Consider the following 23,415-nt stretch of genomic DNA (forward strand, 5'->3'; position numbering starts at 1 on the left):
AGTTAATTACCGGTAGCTCGTTAAGCGCAGGATAGGTATTTCCGTTGCCATCGGAGATTTCAAGATCAAAAGGACCGTTTCCAACCATAGTAGCGGTAATGGTAACAGCAGAATCTTTACAAAGAATGGGAAAATCTGCAGCAAAGGTAAGCTCTGGAGCGGCAATAACACGAACGGTAGCCAATGCCGAAGAATCGATACAAGCTTTTTTACCTTTTATGGTATAGTCGAAAGTAAAAGTCTGTTCGTTAGGATTGTTGGGCGTGTCAATTCCACGGAACAACTGTCCATCTAATCCACCTGAGTTATCTAAATCGGTCCAGGTACCAGCCGATTCTGGGTTGTCGTTAAGTACCGTGAGCAGGGTAAGGGGAATCCCCGATTCACAAATGATGGTATCTCCGTTAGAACCTGCATCGGGTTGGTGGTTGATTTGAAGGTTGACATTGGAGGAGTCGGCTGGACAGCCTGCAACGGGAACTTTGTAGTAGAAAAAGTAATTGCCTTCGCTCACTTTTCTAGGATCAACGATTCCGGTATTGCCGGCAAAAGCTGCTTCTGGTACTCCGTCGTAGTTGGTCCAGAATCCACCTGAAGTAACATCATTTCCTAAGTATGGGAATAGATCCAGAGGATTTTCGGTATCGCAGAGCGTGTCAATGGCATTTTGACCTAAAAATGGAAGTTCGGTCACGGTAACATTCACCAGAGCGGAGTCTTTTCCACAGAAAATATCTTGGGTGTATAGAAACTGGTAATCACCGGCAGGAATCCCGCGGTTATCGAAAAGAGAGCCCGAGAGATTAGCGGGGTTACCGTTGAGGATGGTCCAAACGCCATTAGTAAGCTTCAGCGAATCGGTAATGAGTTGATTTAAATCGAAGTCTTCGTAGATGTTACAAAGCAGGGTATCTTGGTGAGAGAGAGTAACCGGAAGTCGTTGCACGTTAACATCAACCGAATCAAGATCCATACATCCTGAGAAATCGGTAACCGCAATTTTATAATTGTAGTCACCTACTTCTTGCGGGTTAATTTGTACAGAACCAGACTCTGGATTTAGGTTTGATACATCCTTTGGATTCCAGTCGAAACTTTGAACACCGATATCTGCAGAAACATAAATGGACCAATCCACCAGGCGTCCTCTGAAATTGATTCTCTCATCTCCCACCCTTAATTTCCAAGTTCCAGCAACGGCAGCTCCAACACCTCCGAGAGGGAAACTCCCTCCCTCTGGTCTGTAACTCCCAGTATAAGGAGGTAAAGCATTTACAATGTTTACCGAAGCCGAGTTCGTAAAGCAGGTCTTTCTCAGGTTTGTTCTACCATCTGATTGAGGCGAAGTAAGCAATTCGTATAAAATGCCCGATGGAGAAACCAAGAATAAGTTAATGTCGGTTATTAACTCATGATCTAAATTGATACATACCGAATCGATTCTAGCAGGGGTAAGATAAATACCATCTACGTTAACCTCAGATTCTAGGTAGGTGTTAAATCCGCCAGCAGAACCATCCCAAAAGGTTGAAACACCTGCATCTGGAATTAATAATGTATCAGTTTCAATATTTCTATACTGAACAATTTGTTTACCCCCAGGAATTAATTGGAAATTGGGATTTAAAGTAGAAGTTTCACCAAGGCAAATTGTATCGGGATTGGCTTCTGGAGTTAACTCAACCTCATTTACATATACCGTTTTTTTGGTTTCAAGTAGGCATCCACCAGTACCTGAAACTTGCAAGGTAACTTCGTAAACGCCCGTATTGTCGTAGGTTTTGCTCGGAAATTCATCAATACTTGTGGTTCCGTCCCCAAAATTCCACAGAAAATTAAGGTTGGATGGTCTTGTAAAGGAGTAGATCCTTGGTTCAAAAGAAATTTCGGATCCAAAACAGGTTGAGCCATTAATGGTGATATCAATTTCACCGCATTGGTCACAAAGATTTAAATCTTGAATAGGGCCATATCCACCCGAGAAAAAGGCTGTTTCCCTGGTCCCCCTTGCAAAGAAATACAAACCGAATTTAGCTCCTGTTGTAGATACCACCTTCGATGCCTCGAAAGTGGGAAAAGAAACGCGCTTAAACTTGAACAAAGTGTTCGGAACTGTTGTCCATCCCGTTGCACCAATATTCTGATCATTAACCTCAATGGATGTAATAGGAGATGGATTCCCGATATCCTCTACCACGACAACTAACTCTTGAGTTTCTGCATTTGGGGTTCGAATAGGATAAAAGAAATAGGAGCTCTCCCACAAGCTTGGCGGTAACACTAATAATGCTTCGGGATCGGCAGGGTCTAACTGATCGATATCCGTATCATCGGCATGTCTACCCTTATTGTACTGCACAACTTGGAGAGGACCTTCCCCTTCAATAAGCATATTAGCCTCGCCTATATCGCCTGGTAGCGCTTCTGGAATTTCTTTAATAATGGAGCCGTATCCATAGTTGGAAGTGGTTCCAGCGGGAGGAGGGATATTTACTATTTCCACCCCTAAACGAGACGTAATTTGAACCTGCTCTCCTATCCTACCGGTAATTTCTACATAATCTCCCGACCCTAATAAACCGTTATTACTACAGGATTGCCCACCTATGGTGGAGTTGGCTACTTTAGGTCCCCGCTGTTGGGTTTGCACTACTACATATTTATCGGTTTGCTCCGTGATCGGCAAAAAGGAGGCAAACATAACATCGCAATTTCCACCGGTACCGACTACCCCACAGGGATTGGATCCATAGGTGGCGACCTTTTTATTAGCCGTAACTCGGGTTCCACTTAACCCCCTACAGCGGATGGGGTTTGGATAGTCGTCTCCACATTCATTATTGGTACGCCAGGAATAGATTTCTCCCGCATCTAGCTGTACCGAATAAGTAACGGGACCAAAAACATCCCAAGTGTTGATGGTAACATCCGTATTATCCTCTATTCCTAAAACATGCCCATAAGTATTTGTAGGGGTTCTACATCCTCCCGAAGGTGATCCTGAGTTTCTAAATGAAATAACGTAATCCGTTCCTAGCTTTGATAATGGAATAATTGATTCACCGTCCGAAGATGCCTGGTCGGAACTTGAGAAATAAACAGATATGGGTAAGGGTGAGCTAATGTGCACCCCTTTTCTAACCGTGGTATTTAATTCGGAGTTATCCCCAACACGAGGATAGGAAGTTACGCCAAACCTGCTGGGTTGGATTTCAACTCGGTTAAAATTACCCGGTTCTACTGAAAAATAAATGCGTTGATCGTATGCAAAAATGTCGATGTAGGCAGAATCTATGCAGTATTGAGATACAATAAAGATTTCATTTACACCGCCATTTCCAAAGCCTGTAAAACCACCATTTTCTGGCATCATAAACCAGAAATCTGTCCCAGTAAGGTTTTGAGCTTTTATTTGGGGTGCTTGCAGACAAACAATAAGTGCAAAAAAGATTTTCAGTACTAATCGCATATGCGTAAAGAGGTTATAGGCGCTAAAATTAACGCAAAAAAGCCGTCTTTGGTCGGACGGCTCTTTTCAAATTAAGTTGTTATTAAAATCTAGAATTTTTCCATAACCTTTTCGCTTACACCAGTAAAGGAGAATCCTCCGTCGTGGAATAAGTTCTGCATGGTTACAAAACGAGTTAAATCTGAAAACATTGAGATACAATAGTCAGCACATGCTGAAGCATCGGCATTTCCAAGTGGAGACATACTATCTGCGTAATTAATGAAGCTGTCGAATCCTTTAACACCCGTACCTGCTGTAGTTGGTGTTGGACTTTGAGAAATGGTGTTTACTCTAACTTTGCGTTTCACTCCATAGTGGTAACCAAAACTCCTAGCAATAGATTCTAAAAGCGCTTTAGCGTCTGCCATATCATTATAGTCTGGGAATACACGCTGCGCTGCGATGTATGTCAAGCCAAGAACAGACCCCCATTCATTGATAGCGTCCATTTCATAGGCAGTTTGCAATACTTTGTGAAAAGAAGCTGCAGAAACATCCAGCGTCTTAGCATAAAAGTTATGATCCAATCCAGTGTAGTGTTTCCCTTTTCTCACGTTAGGAGACATTCCAATCGAATGCAGAACAAAATCTAGCTTCCCTCCTAGTTCTTCTTGACTTTTCTCGAACAAGGCCTTTAGGTCGTTCATGTCCGTTGCATCGGCTGTAATTACTGCTGATCCAGTTTTTTCTGCCAGTGCATTAATCTCACCCATTCTTAGGGCGATTGGCGCATTGGTAAGCGTAAACTTTGCGCCTTGTTCTGCTGCCTTTTCGGCAACTTTCCAAGCAATAGATTTATCGTTAAGGGCTCCAAAGATTATCCCTCTTTTTCCTTCCAGTAACTTTGTCATAACTGCGTTATTTATTGGGCAAATATATTTTTTTAATTCAGTAGCACTTTAGCATTTGCTAAAGCTTCTGGCGTAATATGTTCTCCACTAATCATTCGAGCTACTTCGTTTAACCTTTCGGAAGCGGGTAACTCCTCTATTATCGTCTGCGTGACCTGTTGGTCAGACTCCTTTACAACCCTTAAATGATGGGCGCCTTTCGCGGCAATTTGCGCCAAATGAGTAATTGAAATTAACTGGGTAGAATGAGCCATTTCCTTTAACAACTGTCCCATTTTACTTGCGGTCTCTCCACCTAATCCCGTATCTATTTCATCGAAAATCATGGTGGGAAGGTTTAGCTTTTTCCCAATGGCAAACTTAAGAGCAAGCATAATTCGCGATAATTCTCCCCCGCTCGCGATTCGAATTAATGGCGCCACAGGAGAACCGGGGTTTAAACTCGCCATAATCTCCACTTCATCCATTCCGCTTTCGTCTGGTTGCGGAAGATCTGAAAAAGTGAAATTTAATTGAGCTGACGAAATATTAAGGAAAGGTAGTGCCGCCAATATTTCTTTTTCTAGCTTTTGAGCTGCCTTTTTTCTTTCAGACCTGAGCTCCTTAGCTGAAGCGAGTAGTTTTTGAGAACAATCCTTCACTTCTTTTTCCAACTGCTCTATATCCTCATCTATATTTTCTGTATCCGCAACTTCGGATGCTAGTTCTTGCTTCTTGATGATTAACTCCTCCAATGAAGCCACCCGATATTTGCTAATCAGTTCATTTAAAACATCTAAACGCTCTGTATTTGCTTTTAATTCAGCTTCATCAAAATCTGAGCTATCGAGAATTTTAGAAGCCTGAAAGGTTAAATCCCTTAGCTTCTCCTCTACGTCTATGGCCTGTTCGGCCATTTCTTCAAAAGAGCCTATAGATTCCGACAGCTTAGACAGCTTATTTGCTATACCCGATATCAGGGCAATAACATCGGCAGGTTCCTCATTTAACCCTAAAATCTCCTTACAGGTCCCGTTTACTTCCTCTGATTTTTCGAATAACTGCTGGCGCTCCTCCAATTCCTCAAGCTCCGAGGGATTATCAAGATTTGCCGACTGCAACTCATTTAATTGGAACTGTTTAAAATCTAAAGCCTCCTTTAATTGATTTGCCTTGGATTTTTTACTCTTTAAAAGAGATAATTTCTCTTTGTATTCCGCATAGATAGCCTGGTAATCCTGCTTGATTAATCCGTTTTCAGAAAGCTGGTCCAGCAGCATTATTCGATACGCTGGATCAAGCAGCAACTGGTTGTCTTGCTGGCTGTGAATATCTACCAAATGGGCAGTAATTTCTTTAAGTACTTTTAATTGAACGGGGGTATCATTGATAAAGGCCCTGCTCTTTCCAGAAGGAAGTAACTCTCTGCGGATAATACTATCTACCTCAAAATCTAAATCTTCCTCATCAAATATGGATTTATGCTCTTTAGATAGCATAAAATGAGCCTCTACAGTACATTTTTCCTCCTTATTCCCAATGGCTAAAAGGTCGGCTCTATTCCCGGTAATAAGTCCAAGAGCCGCTAGCATAATCGATTTTCCAGCACCTGTTTCACCGGTAATAACAGTTAACCCCTTCTTAAAATCTAATTTCGCTTCCTCGATTAAAGCGAAGTTTTTAATGTGAAGATGCTTGAGCATTAATCAACCAGTTTTTGGTATTTGCTTAGGTTGGATGGATCCAATTTGCCCAGCAGAGATAAAAGTGATTCTTTTTCTTGCGCTGGGGAGGCATCAAAAATATTAATGATCTCCTGACTTTTGGCATTAAAAAAGATTTGCATGTTTATGCTTAGGGGTTTTACCGCATGCACCCGTTCTAATTTCTTTAACGCTTCGATTATTGTTTTTCGCGCATCCTCTGTGTTAGAATACATTTGATCCAACCCTTGTCTGTGGTACTCATACACACAGTCTCTAATAGGTTTAAATGCTTCTTGGAGGGCGTTGTCTACTATCCAAAATCTGTTTCTAACTCCTTCGGAACTTCTCCAGCCATCGAATCCTGCATTTTGAGCATTGGCTACCACCCTCTGGGCCAAAGTAAAATAGGCTTTTCCACCCTCACGACTAAAACTATCGTAGTCCATGGCAAGCACCAAGTAGGCATAATAGGCCAGTACGGAGGATAAGTTGTCTTTAAATTGGTTAGGGGTAAATATAATTGGCGCATTTTCCGTGTAGGAAAAAGTAAAGTCGTTATCCTTATGATTTAACAAGGTAGTACTGTAGTTGGAATTAAATACCGGACGACTTGAGGTTACCTGTATACTTCCTTCGTATGTGTTTCCTGATATTTTATCAATGGTAAAAAGGAAAGAGCATTGAATCCTTTCTTCTAGTTGAAAATCGTCTCCTCCCCATTTGGTATTGTTTAAAAACTCCTGAGCAGTACGCTCTAATGTTTCAAAAATTCTGGGGTTCGTAGCCTGGGCTTTTACTCTTTCGTAGGTAACTTGCACGGTGGCATTTAATTCTTGTCCCCACGCAATGTGGGGTAAAAACAATGTAAATGCGAGAATGCTAAGTAAAAAACCAGTCTTTAAGGGTAGTTTGAATGTCATTCGCAATAAGATCTTTGCTCTTTAACTCGGATTCGAAAACTCTATTATCCGAGCTAAACATAAATATTTTGTTTGTATTGCTGCCAAACCCAGTGCCAGCATTTACATCTTGTTTGTTTAATACAATGGCGTCGAGGTTTTTACGCTTTAACTTGCCTTTGGCATTTTCCACCTCTGCACTCGTTTCTAAAGCAAACCCAACGCAAATTTGGTCTTTTTTTCCTTCGCTAAGCGTTCTAGCGATATCCGGATTTTGAACCAAGGCAAGTGTCATTTCACCCTGTTTTTCGCGCTTTATTTTATCCGTTGCTGTTTGAGCCGTTTTATAATCGGAAACGGCAGCACAGAAAATAGCTACATGGCAGTCTGAAAAATGTTTTTTTGATTCTTCTAGCATTTGTGTAGCAGACCGTACTGATATGCAGTTTATTCTTGGGTGTTTCACTTCCAAGTGAGTAGGACCAGAAACCAAAGTAACCTCGGCCCCATTTTTAGCGAAATTTTCAGCCAGCGCGTAACCCATTTTCCCTGTTGAATGATTTCCAATAAACCTAACAGGATCGATGTCCTCATAAGTTGGTCCCGCGGTGATCAGTATTTTTTTATCGGACCAAGGTTTATCCGTTGAAAACAACTCAGCTAATTGCTTTAAAAGACTTTCTGGTTCTGGCAATCTCCCCTTACCATTTAATCCACTAGCAAGTGCGCCAGAAGCCGGGTCTATTAGTTCAACTCCGTATGATTTAAGTGTTTTTAGATTGTTTTGAGTACTAGGATGTTCCCACATGTCTAAATCCATAGCAGGAGCTACCATAACTTTCCCTCGCATAGATAAATAGGTGGCTAGCAATAGATTATCGCATATTCCCTGTGCCATTTTAGCCAAAGTATTGGCCGTACACGGAGCAATTAAGAAAACATCCGCCCAGAGCCCCAACTCTACATGGTTATTCCAGGAATTGTTACTGTCGTAAAAATCTTTGTAAACCTCCCCCTTTGTCAGAACCGATAATGTTTTAAGGGTAACGAAGTCTTCAGCTGACTTGGTAATAACAACTTTTACTTCAGCCCCTTCTTTTAAGAGCAGCCGTATTAGAAGAGGAATTTTATAGGCTGCAATTCCTCCTGTAATTCCCAACAATATTTTCTTACCACGAAAATCCATAGGCACTAAAAATAAAAAAACCCCATAACGGGGTTTCGAAATTGAGAATAAAAAGGCAGATTAAAGCTCTATACTCGGCTTTTCCTCTTCTTCTTCTACCTTTCTGAAATAAGTATTCCCTTCAAGCATTTCTTCAAATGCAATTGAATGAGGCTTAGGAAGTTTTTCGTAAAATCTAGAAATTTCAATTTGCTCTCTGTTCTCAAAAACCTCTTCTAGGTTATCAGAAGTAGTTGCAAACTCAGAAAGCTTAGAAGTAAGCTCCTCCTTAAGGATTTTACTTAATTGATTGGCTCTTTTACTAACCACAACAATTGACTCGTAGATGTTTCCAGTTTTATCTTCAAGATCTACAAGGTTTCTTGTTACAGTTGTTCTTTCTGCATTAGAATTTTTAAAATCAACAGCCATGTTATAATCGTTCTAGTTCTTTAATCGTGTTTTCGTATAGATTTTCGGCTTGACCGGCTCTATTCGAGTCGGCAAATTTATCAATATATTTTTGATACGCCTCAACGGTAGCTTCTAAACGCTCTTTTTTCTTTTTTACCACACTGTTAATCGCCAGTTCGTAGCTAGATTTCAGTATTAAAAATCGAATATCTTCCTCATAAGCGGAGTTCGGGAAATCCTTTAAGGTATTATTTAAAGAAATTACAGCCGACTCGTAATGCAAGGTTTTAAAGTAAAGCTTACTGTTTTCGTATGATTTTAGCTCCAGTTTTTGGTTTAACTGGGTCATTAGCTTGTTACAAGTATCTCGCTTAGAAGACTCTGGATATGCTTCAATAAAAAGCTGCAAGTTATCGATCGCTTTAAAAGTGTATGACTGGTCTAGACTATATTTCGGGGAAAGCTGATACGAGCAAAGTGCCGCTTTAAATGCACATTCTTCGGCATACTTAGAGCGGGGAAATGTTTTAACAAACTGGCGGTAATAATTTTCAGCGAAAAAATAATCCCCCAGCTCATAATAACTCGACGCGTAAATAAAATAAACCTCTTCGTGCCTTTTTGTGCCTCTAAAGGCTCCAATTACGTCTTCACATAGCGGAATTGCCTTATCATAACTCCCCTCCTCGTAAAATTCTTTTGCCTTATTAAATTTAAGTTCAGCGTCAGAACTTTTTAGCAATTTCATGTACTCACTACAAGAGGACAAAGTGATTGCAGTGATTAGGAAAAATAGAATTCGCTTCATAAATCGGGTGCAAATATAGAATAATGTAGAAGGATTAACGGTGAATTTTGCGGTTCATTTTGAGCGCGATTCATTATTAGTTAAATTTGCAGTCTGTTTTAAAAACTATAAGGTTTGGACATTTTCGAACGTATCAAGAACAATCGCGGACCATTGGGTCAGCATTCAAAGGAATCACACGGTTACTTTACTTTTCCAAAGTTAGAAGGACCTATTTCCAACAAGATGTTCTTTAGAGGAAAAGAAGTATTGGTATGGTCAGTAAACAATTATTTAGGTTTAGGGAACCATCCGGAAATAAGAAAGGTAGACGAAGAGGCAACTCGTGAGTGGGGATTAGCTTACCCGATGGGGGCTAGAATGATGAGTGGTCAGACCGCTCAGCACGAAGCTTTAGAAGAGGAGTTATCTAAGTTTGTTGGCAAGGAGGATACTTTCCTACTTAACTACGGTTATCAGGGATGTATGTCTGCTATCGATGCTTTGGTAGATCGTAATGACGTAATTGTATACGACTCAGAGTGTCATGCATGTATGTTAGATGGTGTTAGAATGCACCTTGGAAATCGCTTTGTTTTCCAACATAACGACATGGAAAGCTTTGAAAAGCAATTAAAGCGCGCCAAGAAAATCGTTGACAAAACCGATGGAGGAATTCTAGTTCTTACAGAAGGTGTTTTCGGTATGGCTGGAGATCAAGGGAAATTGAAAGAAATAGTAGCCTATAAAAAGGAATACGGTTTTAGACTTTTCGTTGATGATGCACACGGATTTGGAACGGTAGGTGAAAATGGTAGAGGTGCAGGTTTTGCCCAAGGAGTTCAAGATGAAATCGATGTATACTTTGGAACTTTTGCAAAGGCAATGGCTTCTATCGGAGCGTTTGTTTCTGCCGACGAACATGTAATTGAGTTCCTGAGATATAACATGAGGTCTCAAACCTTTGCAAAGTCTTTACCAATGCCATTGGTTATTGGAGCTCGCAAGCGTTTAGAGATGATTAAGTCTTCTCCTGAATTTAAAGACAAGCTTTGGGAAATCGCTAACGCACTTCAGTCGGGTCTTAGAGAGGCTGGATTTGATTTAGGTGTTACCGACTCTGCTGTAACTCCGGTATACCTTAAAGGTACTCTTGGAGAAGCGACAAACATCACATTAGACCTAAGAGAAAACTATAATATTTTCTGTTCAATTGTGGTTTATCCAGTAGTTCCTAAGGATGTTATCTTACTAAGATTAATTCCAACTGCTGTACATACTTTAGAGGATGTAGAGTACACCATCGAAACTTTTAAAAAGGTTCAGAAGAAATTACAAGCTGGAGAATACCACTCTGATAAAATTGTTAGCTGGGCATAATTTGCAGGCTAGTAGTAAGTTTAAAAGGGATGACCATAATGGTTATCCCTTTTTTATTTCACATCATAAGTAGCATAAAAAAAACCGCCAATTGGCGGTCTTAAGTACTTATAATATTTTGATTTACAAATATCTAAAGCGCTTCACTTAAAATATTTTCTCTAATCTTATCAGATAGTGATTTAGATACCGGCACCAAAGGAAGTCTTACGTAGTTTTCGCAAATTCCTTTAAGCCTTAATGCTTCTTTTATTCCACCTGGATTTCCTTCCTTAAATAAAAGCTGCATCATATTGTGTAATTGGTAGTGACGCTCTCTAGCTAATTCAAGATCAGAATTTATTGTAGCATGAATCATTTCTCTGAACTCTGTAGGAAAAGCATTTCCTACTACAGAAATAACTCCAATTCCTCCCATTGCAAGAATAGGCAGGCTTAACCCATCATCTCCAGAAATCACTTCAAAATGGTCGGGTTTTGCTTTTATGATATCCCCTATTTGCTCCAGGTTACCGCTAGCTTCCTTAATTGCCACAATGTTACTAAAGTCAATAGCAAGTTTTAAAGTAGTTTCGGCCAACATGTTGCTCGCCGTTCTTCCTGGTACATTATAAAGGATAATAGGTAAGCTGGTAGCTTTCGCAAGGGTTGCGTAATGCATGTAAATACCCTCCTGCGTAGGTTTATTGTAGGCTGGAGAAACAGATAAAATTCCGTCTACTCCTAATTTTTCAACCCCAGCAATTTCTTTTGCCACCACGGCGGTATTATTACCTCCACAACCCCAAACAATCTTCGATTTGCCTTTAGCTACCGATTTTACCGTCTCGAGTACTTCGAGTTTTTCTTCTTTGGTGAGTGTTGCAGATTCACCGGTAGTACCCATTACCACAAGGTATTCGGTATGTGCATCTACCAGGTGTGAAGTTAAATTTTTAAGCCCTTCAAAATCTACACTTCCATCCGCTTTAAAAGGGGTAACCATTGCAACCCCAAGGCCTTTAAAAATACTTCCGTCCATTGTGTTATTTATTAAGCACGCCCAGGTAATAGATTGCTTGCTGAGCGAATTCTTTTACGTTTTTTCTTGTGTTTATAAATAAGTCGAAAAAGGGTTCGTTGTATTTGGAGAAAACCCCAACTCGCAATTTCGCGTCGGTCTCGACAATAATCCGTTTGATTGGAAAATTAAAATCCATCGTAAGATCGAGGACGATATCGTATTTATTCGTTAGAAAATTCTTAATGGATTTACTTGACTCTTTCGGTTTATAGAAAAAACTGTAATCCGATTTATTGAAAAATGAAAAGCCAGCTTCTTTTTCAACGGTTTTCGGAATTTCCTTTTGATACCATCCGAGGGCGATAAACTCCAAATTTGGATACTTGGATTTAAACTCATTTTTTAACTGACGGGCCTGCTCAAGCTGTTCAGCATGGGTTGCATCGAACAATAAACCAAGCTTTCGTGCTTGGTTAATATTTATTGCTTCAACCTCTCTATTTTCATTCTGAAGGGTTTTAGCCATACGGTAAAACCCAACTTTTCTTTTAAACCATTTAATCACGCCTATCCAATCTTTCTAGAAACTGCTGTTCAGTCCAAATTTCAACTCCCAATCCTTCGGCTTTTTGTCTTTTCGATGGCCCCATATTTTCACCAGCAACCAAAACATTCACCTTAGAAGTGACACCGCTTTTAATTACGCCACCGTGCCTTTCAATTAGCGCTTTTAATTCATTTCTATCGAATGAGGTAAAGGTTCCGGAAACCACCATATTTAATCCTTCGAAAACGGCGTTTTCCAATTTCTTTTCGCTCTCTTCAACCTGAAATTTCAGGCCAAAGCTACGCAAACGATTGATTTCTTCAATATGCAGGGGATTATCAAAGTAATTTCGGAGGCTTTCAGCAATTCTAGGGCCTATGTCTGGCACGGCTTCAAGGGTTTCTCGAGAAGCTGAAATTAAGTTATCTATATCTCCAAAATGTTTCACTAATCGCTTGGCAACCGTCTCTCCCACAAACCTTATTCCCAAAGCAAAAACAACTCTTTGGAATGGAATTTCTTTGGATTTCTCAATGCCTTCTAGCGCATTTTCAACCGATTTTTCACCCCAACGCTCTAATTTTATTAAATCGCTGAATTCTAGCGTATACAAATCACTAGGGAGTTTTATCAACCCGGCATGAATAAACTGCTCAATTGATTCAGCGCCGATTCCTTCAACGTCCATTGCTTTTCTGGAAATAAAATGAATGAGCTTTCCAGCCACTTGAGGAGAACAATTAAGGCTGTTATCGCAAAAATGTTGAGCCTCTCCTTCTACCCTTTTTAATTCAGCATTGCAGGCTGGACATTGTGAAATGAAGTTGATTTTTTCTAGGTTTCTCCCCTTTCGTTTTTCTATATCAACTTTGGTGACTTTAGGAATTATCTCCCCGCCTTTTTCAACGAATACATAATCGCCTTTGTGAAGGTCTAGTTTTTCTATCTGGTCGGCATTATGCAGCGAAGCTCTTTTTACCGTAGTGCCCGACAAAGAAACTGGATCTAAAATAGCCACCGGCGTAATAGCCCCAGTTCTTCCAACCTGGTAGATGACATCCAACAATTCGGTAGAAATTTCTTCCGCCTTATACTTGAATGCCACAGCCCATTTTGGGGTTTTGCTGGTGTAACCCAATTCTTCTTGATCCGAAAAACGATTTACTTTAATTACGATCCCGTCAATTTCAAACGGGAGTTGCCCACGATTTTTATCCCAATAATTAATAAAATCGAATATCTCCTGGGGTTTATCGGTTACGAGAACTTTATTGTCATGCTTTTGTGGGACTTTAAAGCCCCAATTGTTCAGCTTTTCATATGCTTCGAACTGTGTGGCAATAAACCCCTGCTTGTCGCTTAGAAATCCATACACATAACTATCCAACTCACGTTCCGCAACTATCTTGGAATCCTGCATTTTAAGAGTTCCTGCACAGGTATTCCTTGGATTTGCAAAGGTGTCCTCTCCTGCCTCCAATCTGCTTTCATTTAATCGCTGAAAGGCATCTAGTGGCATGAAGATTTCGCCTCGCACTTCAAATTCATCTGGATAATCACCTGAGATGCTCAGAGGTATAGCTCTAACCGTTTTGACGTTGTTGGTAATATCTTCACCTTTTGTCCCGTCGCCACGGGTAATTGCTTTTTCTAACTCGCCATTCTTATATCTCAATGAAATGGCTACCCCATCGTATTTTAACTCACATATATATTCTGGAGATTTTCCTAATCCCTTCTCGCAGCGCTCAATAAAGGCCTCCAATTCATCTTTGGAATAAGTGTTAGCCAGTGATAACATTGGGTAGTTGTGGTTAACCACCTCAAATTTCCTGGTAATGTCTCCTCCCACCCTTTTTGTTGGAGAATTTTTAGATGCGTATTGAGGGTATTTCGCCTCTAATGATTCTAACTCTTTCAATAAAATATCGAAGTCATAATCACTTATTTCCGGCTTATTCTTTACATAGTAAAGGTAGTTGTGCCAATGGAGACTTTTCGTTAACTCCTTTAATCTCTCAACTTCTTCCATGTTTAATTCCCTGCGATTAACATCCTTTTCTTACCTGATAAATCCAACTCGATTTCAACATCCTTAAATCCGCACGTGCTTACAAACTCCTTAACCTCTTCTGCGTATTTAGGGTTCAACTCATAAAAAAGGCATTTACCTTTTTTCAAGGGGTTTATTTGCTTGGCTATGTATTTATAAAAGTAGTTAGGATCATCAGAAAATAGCGCCATCCCGGGCTCGTATTTTAACACATTGTCCCCCATTTCATTTTGCTCATCCCAACCTATGTAGGGCGGGTTAGAAACTATAATATCAAAAGCATTCAAATCGACTTCCTCAACGGGAAGGGATAAGAACTGAACATCAATATTGTTTTCAATCCCATTTTTCTTGGCTACTTCTATCGCCTCGGCACTTTTATCCACGCCAGTAATTTTTGCACCAGGCATAAATTTCTTGAGCGCAAGTGCAATACAACCCGACCCTGTACCCACATCTATTATGCTACCAGAAAAATCATATCCCAATGATTCTATCACTTTTAAAACTAACTCCTCTGTTTCGGGTCGGGGAATCAGCACCTTTTCATTTAACAACAAGGGTAAATCCAAAAAATACGCCTTATCTAATATGTATTGAATAGGTTTCTGTTGCTTTAACTGTAATAAAACCCCTTCTATTTTTTTGTGTTGATATGAATTGGGCTCCCTATGTTGTTCGATTGCAACCCGATTAAAAGGGATATCCATAATCTCAGCTACAGCGATTTTGTAGAGCGAAAGAATTTCACTTTTAGGATATAGCTCATCTAATTCCCGTTGAAATAGATACTTATAGTCGGCTAGGTTTTTTGGCGAGATAAAGCTTATTTTTTGGTGGCAAATTAAGTTATTTTCGCGGCATGCCGATGCACGAATTCTTCATAAGACGTTGTTTAAAAATTGCAGAAAACGGATTGGGAAATGTCGCCCCAAACCCAATGGTTGGATCTGTAATTGTTCACGAAAACAAGATTATTGGAGAAGGATATCACCGTGTGTTTGGGGGACCGCACGCAGAAGTAAACGCCATTAATTCAGTTAAGGATAAAAGCCTTCTCAATAATTCCACACTGTACGTAAACTTAGAGCCTTGCTTTCATCATGGGAAAACCCCTCCCTGCGCTGACTTAATTCTAAAACACGGCATAAAGCAGGTTGTAATTTCCAATTTAGATCCCAATCCGCAAGTGGCTGGAAAAGGAGTAGAAAAATTAAGACAAAACGGAGTTGAAGTTATTACAGGTGTGCTTTCAAAGGAAGGAAACTGGTTGAATCGACGCTTTTTTACCTTCCACAAAAACAAACGCCCCTATTTAATATTAAAGTGGGCAGAATCTAAGAATGGAGTTTTTTGCTCTGAAAATAGCAAGGAGCAAATATGGATTACCCAGCCAGAAACCCAAATTACCAACCATAAATGGCGTACGGAGGAGCAAGCAATAGCTGTAGGGGTAAATACCTTTAATACCGACAAGCCTTCCTTAAACCCTAGAGCATGGTCTGGAAAATCTCCAAGAAAAGTTCTGTTTGTTGGTAATTCTACTTTTCCCAACAAGGAGCATTTGGATGAATGGCAGAAAGATGACTGCGTAATTTTTGCGCACCAATTAATAGCAAATAAAATTCCAGGGGCCATTTCTTATCAGGATAATTTGCTTAGTAGTTTTCAAAATTGGTGTTATGCAAACCAAATACAAAGTGTGATTATCGAAGGTGGATTGCAGATTTTAAATGCTTTTATCCAACAAAACACCTGGGATGAAGCCCGGATTCTAATTGGAAGTGGGCGCCTTGCAGGTAAAAAAGCTCCTTTATTAAGTGGAACTAGCCACCGAGAACAGCACCTTGCCAACGGGGACATGTTAAAGATACTCCTAAACAATTCATGATATACTTAGCGCTCAGCATACTATTTTCCTCGCTTATCTATGTTGTTTTTAGCCTGGTGGGAAAGCGAAACACTCCTTTGTTTCCCGTTTTAATTGTCAACTATTTGGTGGCTGGATTTGTTGCCCTGTCCCGTGGTCTTCAATCTTCTAATAACCCAAGTTTTGAATGGTGGCCCGTAGCATTATTTCTTGGAGGGCTTTTCATTTCCATATTTATGGTGATGGCAAAAACTACTCAAAAGTTTGGCTTAGCTACGGCTTCGGTCGCTAGTAAAATGTCACTTGTAATACCGGTTTTGGTCGCCATACTCATATTTAACGATAGCGTGTATCCCATGAAGGTAATTGGAATCACTCTAGGTATTATAAGTGTCCTCCTGCTCACCTACCGGAAGAAAAACAGAATAGAAAAAAATAAAGGTGCGGATTGGAAGTTGCCCATCATTCTCTTTTTAGGGAGTGGAGTTATCGATACCGCATTAAAATATACTGAGGAAAAATACTTTTCAGGAAACCCAAGTGATTTCTTTGTAGCAAGTCTGTTTTTTTTGGCTGGAGCCTTTGGTCTGATCGTTCATGCCATCCAAACCAAGGGGCAGGTAAAAATAAACCGACAAACCCTTCGGTTTGGAGTTGTTTTAGGCGTAGTTAACTACGGTTCTATATACTATCTGTTAAAGTCTTTATCCAGTCCAGGAGTTGAGGCGAGTGTAATCTTCCCAGTTAATAATGTTGGAATAGTGGGGCTATCCACCCTTTTGGGGCTAATTTTCTTTAGGGAAAGGATCAGCTACGTAAAAATGTTGGGGCTTGTTTTTGCCGTATTAGCCGTATTAATACTTAATCTGGTTTAATGGAATTCGGAAAGTATCACACAATTAAAAGTGCTCATGAAATTCTTTTCAAGGAAAAGGGAAGTAAATTCTATGGATTGGTATTTCCAATGGAGTCGGAAGAGGAATTAAAGCAGCATATTGAAGAGCAAAGGAAAAAATACCCAAGTGCAGGTCATCATTGCTACGGGTACAGAATTAACCCATTAGAAATTTACGAGCGCGCGAATGACGACGGGGAGCCAAGCGGAACAGCGGGAAATCCCATTTTGGGTCAGTTACAATCAAAAGAAGTTATCAACAGCGGAATTATCGTCACTCGCATATTTGGAGGAACCAAGTTAGGAACCGGAGGATTGATCTCAGCTTATCGAACTTCTGCACAAATTGCTCTTGAAACTGCTGATATCATTGTTTCAGAGCTGACTGAGAGTCGAACTATACTTTCACCATTCGATGAGTCGTTTAAAGTTTATCAGCTTAAAGAAAATTTAGGTCTAGATAAACTAATCGAGCAACACACGGAAAAAGGAGTGGTTTTGGAATTACAAGTTCCTCTATCGAAAAGGAAAATTTTCGATGAATGGCTAGAACGCTTCGACAACAGTAGGTTAAGAGAAATATGACCTGTGTTTTACGTTAAACTGACCTTCGTCAATCCTTAATTTTTGGTTAAGAATCACTCAAATATTATATTTTAGGATTTCAATAATAGCTATTCCTAACAGCGTGATAGTCAGTGATGAAATTGGACCATAGGGCAAAAAACATTTTCTCAGAATTACTTATCCCCAACTTTTCGTTAATCATTTGTTCATAACTTTGGAATCCCTAATATTTACGGGCTTTTTCGAAATTCATGGATTTCACCTCAAGGAAAATCTTTTTTAAAAATCAACCCCTTTTTCATTTTTTTTTTCTCTTTTTTCAACGAATATTTGTCCCGTATCCGATTGGGAAAATCAGCGAATTTTCTCTACAGGATTCCAACCTGACCATAACTAGAAGATTTACAAGTATTTAAGGTTTTATGATCGCCACCAAAAGCACACACGAAGAAGTATGGGATAACTGTCTACAGATTATCCAGGACAACATTTCAGGACATAGTTTTAAAACCTGGTTTGCCCCTATAAAACCCTTAAAATTGGCGGGTAATGTCCTTACTATACAGGTGCCGTCTAATTTTTTCTACGAATGGCTAGAAGAGCATTATATTGATTTAATTAAGAAGGTCATTAAAAAGGAGCTTGGGAAAGACGGGCGACTAGAATATTCAATTATTATGGATAAGAATTCGGAGGACAAACCCTACACAGTTAATATACCTACCAATAACCAAAAGGCGGTAAAGAATCCGGATATGTCGATGCCCGTAGATATGGGGTCGGCTACCATTAAAAATCCTTTTGTAATCCCAGGACTACGTAAAATCAACGTGGAGTCTAATCTTAACCCAAACTACTCTTTCGACAGTTTTGTAGAAGGCGACTGTAACCGTTTGGCAAGATCGGCTGGATTTGCTGTGGCAAACAAGCCAGGTGGAACTGCATTTAACCCTCTTTTAGTTTATGGTGGATCTGGATTGGGTAAAACGCACTTGGTTAACGCTATTGGTCTTGAAATTAAAAATCAGAACCCAGAACTTACTGTCTTATACGTAACTTCAGATCGTTTTGCCAGCCAATTCGTTGATGCAGTAAAAAGCAATACCATTAATGACTTTTCGCATTTCTATCAAATGATAGATGTGCTTATTATGGATGATGTCCAGTTTTTTGCTGGTAAGGAAAAAACTCAGGATGTATTTTTCCACATATTTAACCACCTTCACCAAACTGGTAAGCAGGTTATCATGACCTCAGACAAGCCACCAGTGGAAATGCAAGGCATGGAGCAAAGACTGCTTTCTCGTTTTAAATGGGGATTAAGTGCAGATCTTCAAGCACCGGGGCTAGATACTCGTATATCCATTCTTAAAAAGAAAATGTATGCCGACGGTATTGAGCTTCCATCTGAGGTTGTTGAATACCTTGCCTACAGCATTACTACTAATGTAAGAGAGCTTGAGGGGGCTCTAATTTCCCTAATCGCTCAGTCTTCGCTGAATAAAAAGGCAATTACCTTAGATCTTGCGAAGCAAATGATAGATAAGTTCGTGAAAAATACTGCTCGCGAAGTATCTATCGATTACATCCAAAAAGTGGTTTGCGATTATTTCGACATGCCCATAGAGCTGTTAAAAAGCAAAACCAGAAAAAGAGAGGTTGTACAGGCTAGACAAATTGCAATGTTCTTCTCTAAAAAAATGACCAAGAGCTCATTAGCTACTATTGGGATGCATTGTGGAGGAAAAGATCATGCAACCGTACTTCACGCCTGTAGAACGGTAAACAACTTATCTGAAACGGATAAGCAATTCAGAAAGTACCTCGAAGATCTTGACAAAAAGCTTACGCTAGCGTAATGACTAAAGTGCTGTTTGTTTGCCTTGGAAATATTTGTCGCTCTCCACTTGCTGAGGGGATATTGAGGTCCATGGCCCAGCAAAAAGGGGTAGACTTAGAAATAGATTCTTGCGGTACTAGCAACTATCATGTTGGCGAACAACCCGATATAAGATCTATCGAAGTAGCAAAAAAGCATGGTATAGACATTTCTGACCTACGGGGGAGACAGTTTACAACAAGCGATTTCAATAAATTCGACTTCATTTTTGTTATGGACCAATCCAACTACCAAAATGTAGTTCGATTGGCAAACTCTGATGAAGAAAGAAACAAGGTGCAACTGTTCTTGGATTACGCGCCAAGCTACTCTAACAAAGAAGTGCCCGATCCATATTATGGTGGTGACGAAGGTTTCGAAAATGTATATCGCATGCTAAATGAAGCAAGCGAGAACTTCTTACAAAGCATTTAATGGAACAAGGAACCCTATACCTCGTACCTTGTCATTTAGGCGAAGACGCTAGGGACAACACCATAAATCCTGAGGTTAGGATTGTTTGCAACAAGCTAGATGGATTTTTAGCTGAAAACCCAAAATCTTGCAGAGCTTTCTTAAAATCTATTAATCTAGAAAAACCACTTCAGTCTTTTGACTATTACGATTTAAATAAGCGGACTTCTGATATTGAACGCAGCGAATATATTTCGCTTTTAAAATCTGGGAAGAATCTTGGGATAATTTCCGAAGCGGGTTGTCCTGGTATAGCAGACCCTGGAGCTGATATGGTTCGTATTGCCCAGCAAAACAATATTAAAGTGGTTCCCCTTGTAGGTCCCTCTTCTATCCTACTAGCTCTCATAGCTACAGGAATCGGCGGTCAGCAATTTACTTTTCATGGCTACTTGCCTGTAGACGAGAAGGAATTAAAAGGAAAGTTAGACCAGTGTATTGCTGCAGCCCAGCAGGGAGTTACCCAAATTGTAATGGAAACTCCTTACCGTAACCTAAAGCTTTTTAAAGCGCTGTGTAATAATTTACCTAATAACTTTCAGCTTGGTGTTGCATCTAACCTTACTCAGAAAACGGAATGGATTAAGACACAAAAGGTGTCAGCTTGGTCCAAACAGCCAGAACCCAGCATTCACAAAGTGCCAACCATTTTTGTTTTTGGAGTTTAACTAGAAAATTTCCAGAAGTTCGACATCGAATACCAAAGGAGTTCTGGGAGGAATTTTAGCCTGATCACCCACTACCCCGTGTGCTAAATGACTTGGTATAACAAGTTTAGCCTTAGCTCCAAGCGGCATATATTGCACTCCTTCATTTAATCCAGACTCTTTATTAGTCCTGTCTATTTCGAAGGTTTCGGCGCCATAACGAACATGGCTATAGGCGGTATCTCCATTGAGGTAACATATAGTAATATTTACCTTTACCTTATTGCCTTCAACAGGTTTTGGACCACTAGAATCCTCATAAATGTAGTAGTGTAATCCAGTTCCAGTTTCTTTTGCAGGCCAACCTTTTTCTTCGACATATTGAGAAATTCTTTTGGCCTCTTTTTTTGCCATTAATCGGTTGTAATCCTCAATTTCTTGCTTGGTATATTTCTTTTTTGTGGATTGTGTAGTTCCATTATTGTTGCCGCAGCTTACAACCATCAGTGTCGCTAGCGCAAAAAATATAGCTTTAGAAAAATTCATTAACTGCATTTAAAAATTTTGTTTTTGTTGCTTCCCACGAATCGAAACTAACTCCACCGGCAGCATTAACATGCCCACCACCATCGAAATATGTACGGGCGAAATCGTTAACCGAAATATCTCCTTTAGACCTAAACGAGAATTTAATTTTATTGTCTTGCTCCTTGATCAGGACACTCACCTTTATCTCATCCACACCCAATGGGAAATTAACCAGTCCTTCGGTATCCCCTGGCTGATAATCGAAATCCGCCAGATCCTCCTTGCTGAGATAAATAAAAGCTACGCCCTTACCAGAAATAATTTCCAGTTTTTCATTAAGAGAAAAACCCAACAATTTAAGGCGGTTTAAACTAGATGCATTGTTAACCCGCTCGTTAATGGCTGCGGGATCAGCTCCTAAATCAACAAGTTCTGATGCTACACGCAACGTTGTGGCGGTTGTACCCTTGTACCTAAAGCTACCTGTATCGGTCATTAATCCGGTATACAAGGAGTTGGCAGCATGAGAATTTATATACTTTTTCCACTCAAGAGCCTTCAGCATTTCGAACACGATTTCGCAGGTTGAGCTTGCCCCTGGGAAGGCGAACATATAATCGAATTCTTCGGGTTGTTGGTGATGATCGACAAGCACCTTTTTACAAGTAGTTTTTTCAACTGCATGCCCAACGTGCTCTATTCGCTTTAAAGTGTTAAAGTCAAGACAAAAAATTAATTCCGCCTGCTCTATGGTTGTTTGAAACAAATCCTTTTGTTCCTCCGCATTAATAATTTCATTATTTGGGTCTAGCCAATTTAGAAATGCAGGCATAGCATTTGGTGTTATAACCTTAGCATTATATCCTAGAGATTTAAGAGTTAACATAAGCCCCATGGTGGATCCTATTGCATCACCGTCGGGGTTTATATGTGTGGTAATGGCTATATTTTTAACCTCCTTAAGGTGCATTTTTAGCGCCAAAAGAAGCTCTGTCTTATCTCTTAATAATTCCATAAGGCACAAAGATGCTAAAAGCTTAGAAAGGGTAATGTTATTTTTTACTTTTGCACCCGAAAAACAAGAATGCAATGGCTGGTAACAGAACCTTTACAATGATTAAGCCCGATGCTGTAGGGAATGGGCACGCAGGAAAAATTTTAGATCAAATTTTAGAAGCTGGATTTAGAGTAGTAGCGTTAAAGTACACGCAACTTACCGATGCAGATGCTAAGGCATTTTATGCAGTGCACAAAGAGCGTCCATTTTATGGAGAGCTTGTAGAGTACATGTCTTCTGGACCTATTTATGCTGCGATTTTAGAAAAAGACAACGCAGTTGCAGACTTTAGAACCCTTATCGGTGCTACCAACCCAGCCGAAGCTGCAGAAGGTACTATCCGTCAAAGATTTGCAGAGAGCATTGCTGCTAACGCAATTCACGGTTCTGATAGCGATGAGAACGCTGCAATTGAAGGAAACTTCTTTTTCTCAGAAAGAGAGCGTCACTAAGATTCGTCGAAATAATTTTATAAAAAAGCCATGGCCATTTTTTGGTCATGGCTTTTTTTATTGAACTTAGAGGAAAGAATCCCTCATGATTACCCTTGAAAATAAAAAGCAAATCGACTTTCCAGAACCAAGCACGGTTAATGAGGTACATCCTGGTTTGATAGCAGCTGGTGGTAATTTAGATCCAGAAAACATTCTAAGAGCCTACAAAAAGGGTTTATTTCCATGGTTTAACCCGGGTGAACCGGTACTTTGGTGGAGTCCAGATCCTAGAATGGTTTTATACCCCGAGAAGGTTAGAATACAGAAGGATGTTAAAAAAATGCTGAAATCAAAAGAATACGACTATTTGGTTAATCATAGAACCGACCAAGTAATAAGGGCATGTGGTGAACAGGTTCGCGAAAACCAAGATGGCACATGGATTTCTGAAGATATAATTTCAAGTTATTCCCAATTGGCAGCAAAGCAAGCTGTATGGTCTATTTCGGTTTGGAAACAAGGTGAACTAATGGCAGGTTTATATGGGTTAAAGTTGGGCAAGGTCTTTTTTGGGGAATCCATGTTTACTAAAATTCCAAACGGTTCTAAGGCTGCCCTGGTGCTTCTCTGCACCCATTTCATTGATGAGATAAGACTGATAGATTGCCAACAAGAAACCTCTCATCTGCGCTTTATGGGAGCTGAAAATATAAGACGAGATTTATTCCTCCACCTTCTTAAATTATACACGTAAAAAAGGGGAAACCCC

The 23,415-nt window shown here is 39.9% G+C and carries 22 protein-coding genes; 9 read left to right on the forward strand and 13 right to left on the reverse strand.

Features of this window, described 5'->3' with window-relative positions:
- From FRX97_RS10375 to FRX97_RS10405, 7 genes are all read right to left on the reverse strand, one after another.
- Window positions 1-3,469 (reverse strand): PKD domain-containing protein (locus FRX97_RS10375; RefSeq protein WP_147015149.1); only part of this gene is annotated, 3,469 nt, incomplete at its 3' end.
- An 89-nt stretch (window positions 3,470-3,558) separates the two neighbouring features.
- Complete coding sequence (locus FRX97_RS10380; protein WP_147015150.1) at window positions 3,559-4,362, reverse strand: enoyl-ACP reductase FabI; 804 nt, start codon at window positions 4,360-4,362, stop codon at window positions 3,559-3,561.
- Between the two features lie 32 nt (window positions 4,363-4,394).
- Window positions 4,395-6,044: a DNA repair protein RecN gene (recN, locus tag FRX97_RS10385; protein WP_147015151.1), complete on the reverse strand. Its 1,650-nt coding sequence runs from the start codon at window positions 6,042-6,044 to the stop codon at window positions 4,395-4,397.
- A complete protein-coding gene (porD, locus tag FRX97_RS10390) occupies window positions 6,044-6,967 on the reverse strand; it encodes a type IX secretion system protein PorD (protein WP_147015152.1) in 924 nt (307 codons plus the stop codon). Before porD ends, recN begins: the two co-directional genes overlap by 1 nt.
- Window positions 6,927-8,132 (reverse strand): bifunctional phosphopantothenoylcysteine decarboxylase/phosphopantothenate--cysteine ligase CoaBC, encoded by a 1,206-nt coding sequence (gene coaBC / locus FRX97_RS10395; protein ID WP_147015153.1) that lies wholly within the window; start codon window positions 8,130-8,132, stop codon window positions 6,927-6,929. Before coaBC ends, porD begins: the two co-directional genes overlap by 41 nt.
- 60 nt (window positions 8,133-8,192) lie before the next feature.
- Window positions 8,193-8,543 carry a DNA-directed RNA polymerase subunit omega gene (locus FRX97_RS10400; RefSeq protein ID WP_147015154.1) on the reverse strand — a complete coding sequence of 117 codons (351 nt, stop codon included), beginning with the start codon at window positions 8,541-8,543 and terminating at the stop codon, window positions 8,193-8,195.
- A 1-nt stretch (window position 8,544) separates the two neighbouring features.
- Entirely contained in the window at window positions 8,545-9,333 is a 789-nt protein-coding gene (locus FRX97_RS10405) for an outer membrane protein assembly factor BamD (RefSeq protein ID WP_147015155.1), read from the reverse strand.
- A 114-nt stretch (window positions 9,334-9,447) separates the two neighbouring features.
- On the opposite strand from FRX97_RS10405, the gene FRX97_RS10410 reads away from it, so the two are divergent.
- Window positions 9,448-10,692 carry an aminotransferase class I/II-fold pyridoxal phosphate-dependent enzyme gene (locus tag FRX97_RS10410; RefSeq protein WP_147015156.1) on the forward strand — a complete coding sequence of 415 codons (1,245 nt, stop codon included), beginning with the start codon at window positions 9,448-9,450 and terminating at the stop codon, window positions 10,690-10,692.
- Between the two features lie 133 nt (window positions 10,693-10,825).
- Here the strand turns inward: FRX97_RS10410 and dapA are convergent, their stop codons facing one another.
- The 4 genes from dapA to prmC are packed head-to-tail and all read right to left on the reverse strand — an operon-like array spanning window position 10,826 to window position 15,173.
- Window positions 10,826-11,713 (reverse strand): 4-hydroxy-tetrahydrodipicolinate synthase, encoded by an 888-nt coding sequence (dapA, locus tag FRX97_RS10415; RefSeq protein ID WP_147015157.1) that lies wholly within the window; start codon window positions 11,711-11,713, stop codon window positions 10,826-10,828.
- 4 nt (window positions 11,714-11,717) lie between these two features.
- The gene (locus FRX97_RS10420; protein ID WP_394348732.1) at window positions 11,718-12,260 is read right to left on the reverse strand and encodes a DUF6913 domain-containing protein; all 543 of its coding nucleotides are present in this window, start codon (window positions 12,258-12,260) and stop codon (window positions 11,718-11,720) included.
- Window positions 12,253-14,274, reverse strand: coding sequence for an NAD-dependent DNA ligase LigA (ligA, locus tag FRX97_RS10425; RefSeq protein ID WP_147015159.1), 2,022 nt, complete (start codon window positions 14,272-14,274; stop codon window positions 12,253-12,255). Before ligA ends, FRX97_RS10420 begins: the two co-directional genes overlap by 8 nt.
- Window positions 14,275-14,276: 2 nt before the next feature.
- Window positions 14,277-15,173, reverse strand: a complete 897-nt coding sequence (gene prmC, locus FRX97_RS10430) for a peptide chain release factor N(5)-glutamine methyltransferase (protein WP_317129541.1) — start codon at window positions 15,171-15,173, stop codon at window positions 14,277-14,279.
- Here prmC and ribD point away from each other — a divergent pair.
- The 6 genes from ribD (at window position 15,158) to FRX97_RS10460 (ending at window position 20,648) form a co-directional block, all read left to right on the forward strand.
- A complete protein-coding gene (gene ribD / locus FRX97_RS10435; RefSeq protein WP_147015161.1) occupies window positions 15,158-16,186 on the forward strand; it encodes a bifunctional diaminohydroxyphosphoribosylaminopyrimidine deaminase/5-amino-6-(5-phosphoribosylamino)uracil reductase RibD in 1,029 nt (342 codons plus the stop codon). The two genes, prmC and ribD, sit on opposite strands and share 16 nt — an antisense overlap.
- Complete coding sequence (locus tag FRX97_RS10440) at window positions 16,183-17,040, forward strand: EamA family transporter (protein ID WP_147015162.1); 858 nt, start codon at window positions 16,183-16,185, stop codon at window positions 17,038-17,040. The genes ribD and FRX97_RS10440 overlap by 4 nt, the downstream gene beginning before the upstream one ends.
- Window positions 17,040-17,645: an IMPACT family protein gene (locus FRX97_RS10445; protein WP_147015163.1), complete on the forward strand. Its 606-nt coding sequence runs from the start codon at window positions 17,040-17,042 to the stop codon at window positions 17,643-17,645. Before FRX97_RS10440 ends, FRX97_RS10445 begins: the two co-directional genes overlap by 1 nt.
- A 404-nt stretch (window positions 17,646-18,049) precedes the next feature.
- Window positions 18,050-19,486 (forward strand): chromosomal replication initiator protein DnaA, encoded by a 1,437-nt coding sequence (gene dnaA / locus FRX97_RS10450; protein WP_147015164.1) that lies wholly within the window; start codon window positions 18,050-18,052, stop codon window positions 19,484-19,486.
- The gene (locus tag FRX97_RS10455) at window positions 19,486-19,941 is read left to right on the forward strand and encodes a low molecular weight protein-tyrosine-phosphatase (RefSeq protein ID WP_147015165.1); all 456 of its coding nucleotides are present in this window, start codon (window positions 19,486-19,488) and stop codon (window positions 19,939-19,941) included. The genes dnaA and FRX97_RS10455 overlap by 1 nt, the downstream gene beginning before the upstream one ends.
- Window positions 19,941-20,648 carry an SAM-dependent methyltransferase gene (locus tag FRX97_RS10460; RefSeq protein WP_147015166.1) on the forward strand — a complete coding sequence of 236 codons (708 nt, stop codon included), beginning with the start codon at window positions 19,941-19,943 and terminating at the stop codon, window positions 20,646-20,648. The genes FRX97_RS10455 and FRX97_RS10460 overlap by 1 nt, the downstream gene beginning before the upstream one ends.
- Here FRX97_RS10460 and FRX97_RS10465 read toward each other — a convergent pair whose 3' ends face one another.
- Together FRX97_RS10465 and FRX97_RS10470 are read right to left on the reverse strand one after the other, a co-directional pair.
- A complete protein-coding gene (locus FRX97_RS10465; protein ID WP_170227107.1) occupies window positions 20,649-21,173 on the reverse strand; it encodes an FKBP-type peptidyl-prolyl cis-trans isomerase in 525 nt (174 codons plus the stop codon).
- Window positions 21,160-22,170, reverse strand: coding sequence for a DHH family phosphoesterase (locus tag FRX97_RS10470; RefSeq protein ID WP_147015168.1), 1,011 nt, complete (start codon window positions 22,168-22,170; stop codon window positions 21,160-21,162). Before FRX97_RS10470 ends, FRX97_RS10465 begins: the two co-directional genes overlap by 14 nt.
- 74 nt (window positions 22,171-22,244) lie before the next feature.
- Between FRX97_RS10470 and FRX97_RS10475 the strand changes: the two genes are divergently transcribed.
- Window positions 22,245-22,664 (forward strand): nucleoside-diphosphate kinase, encoded by a 420-nt coding sequence (locus tag FRX97_RS10475; protein WP_147015169.1) that lies wholly within the window; start codon window positions 22,245-22,247, stop codon window positions 22,662-22,664.
- Between the two features lie 85 nt (window positions 22,665-22,749).
- Window positions 22,750-23,400 carry a leucyl/phenylalanyl-tRNA--protein transferase gene (gene aat / locus FRX97_RS10480; RefSeq protein WP_147015170.1) on the forward strand — a complete coding sequence of 217 codons (651 nt, stop codon included), beginning with the start codon at window positions 22,750-22,752 and terminating at the stop codon, window positions 23,398-23,400.
- Window positions 23,401-23,415 lie beyond the last annotated feature (15 nt).

Origin of the sequence: Luteibaculum oceani, assembly GCF_007995015.1 — a bacterium.
Lineage (GTDB): Bacteria > Bacteroidota > Bacteroidia > Flavobacteriales_D > Luteibaculaceae > Luteibaculum > Luteibaculum oceani.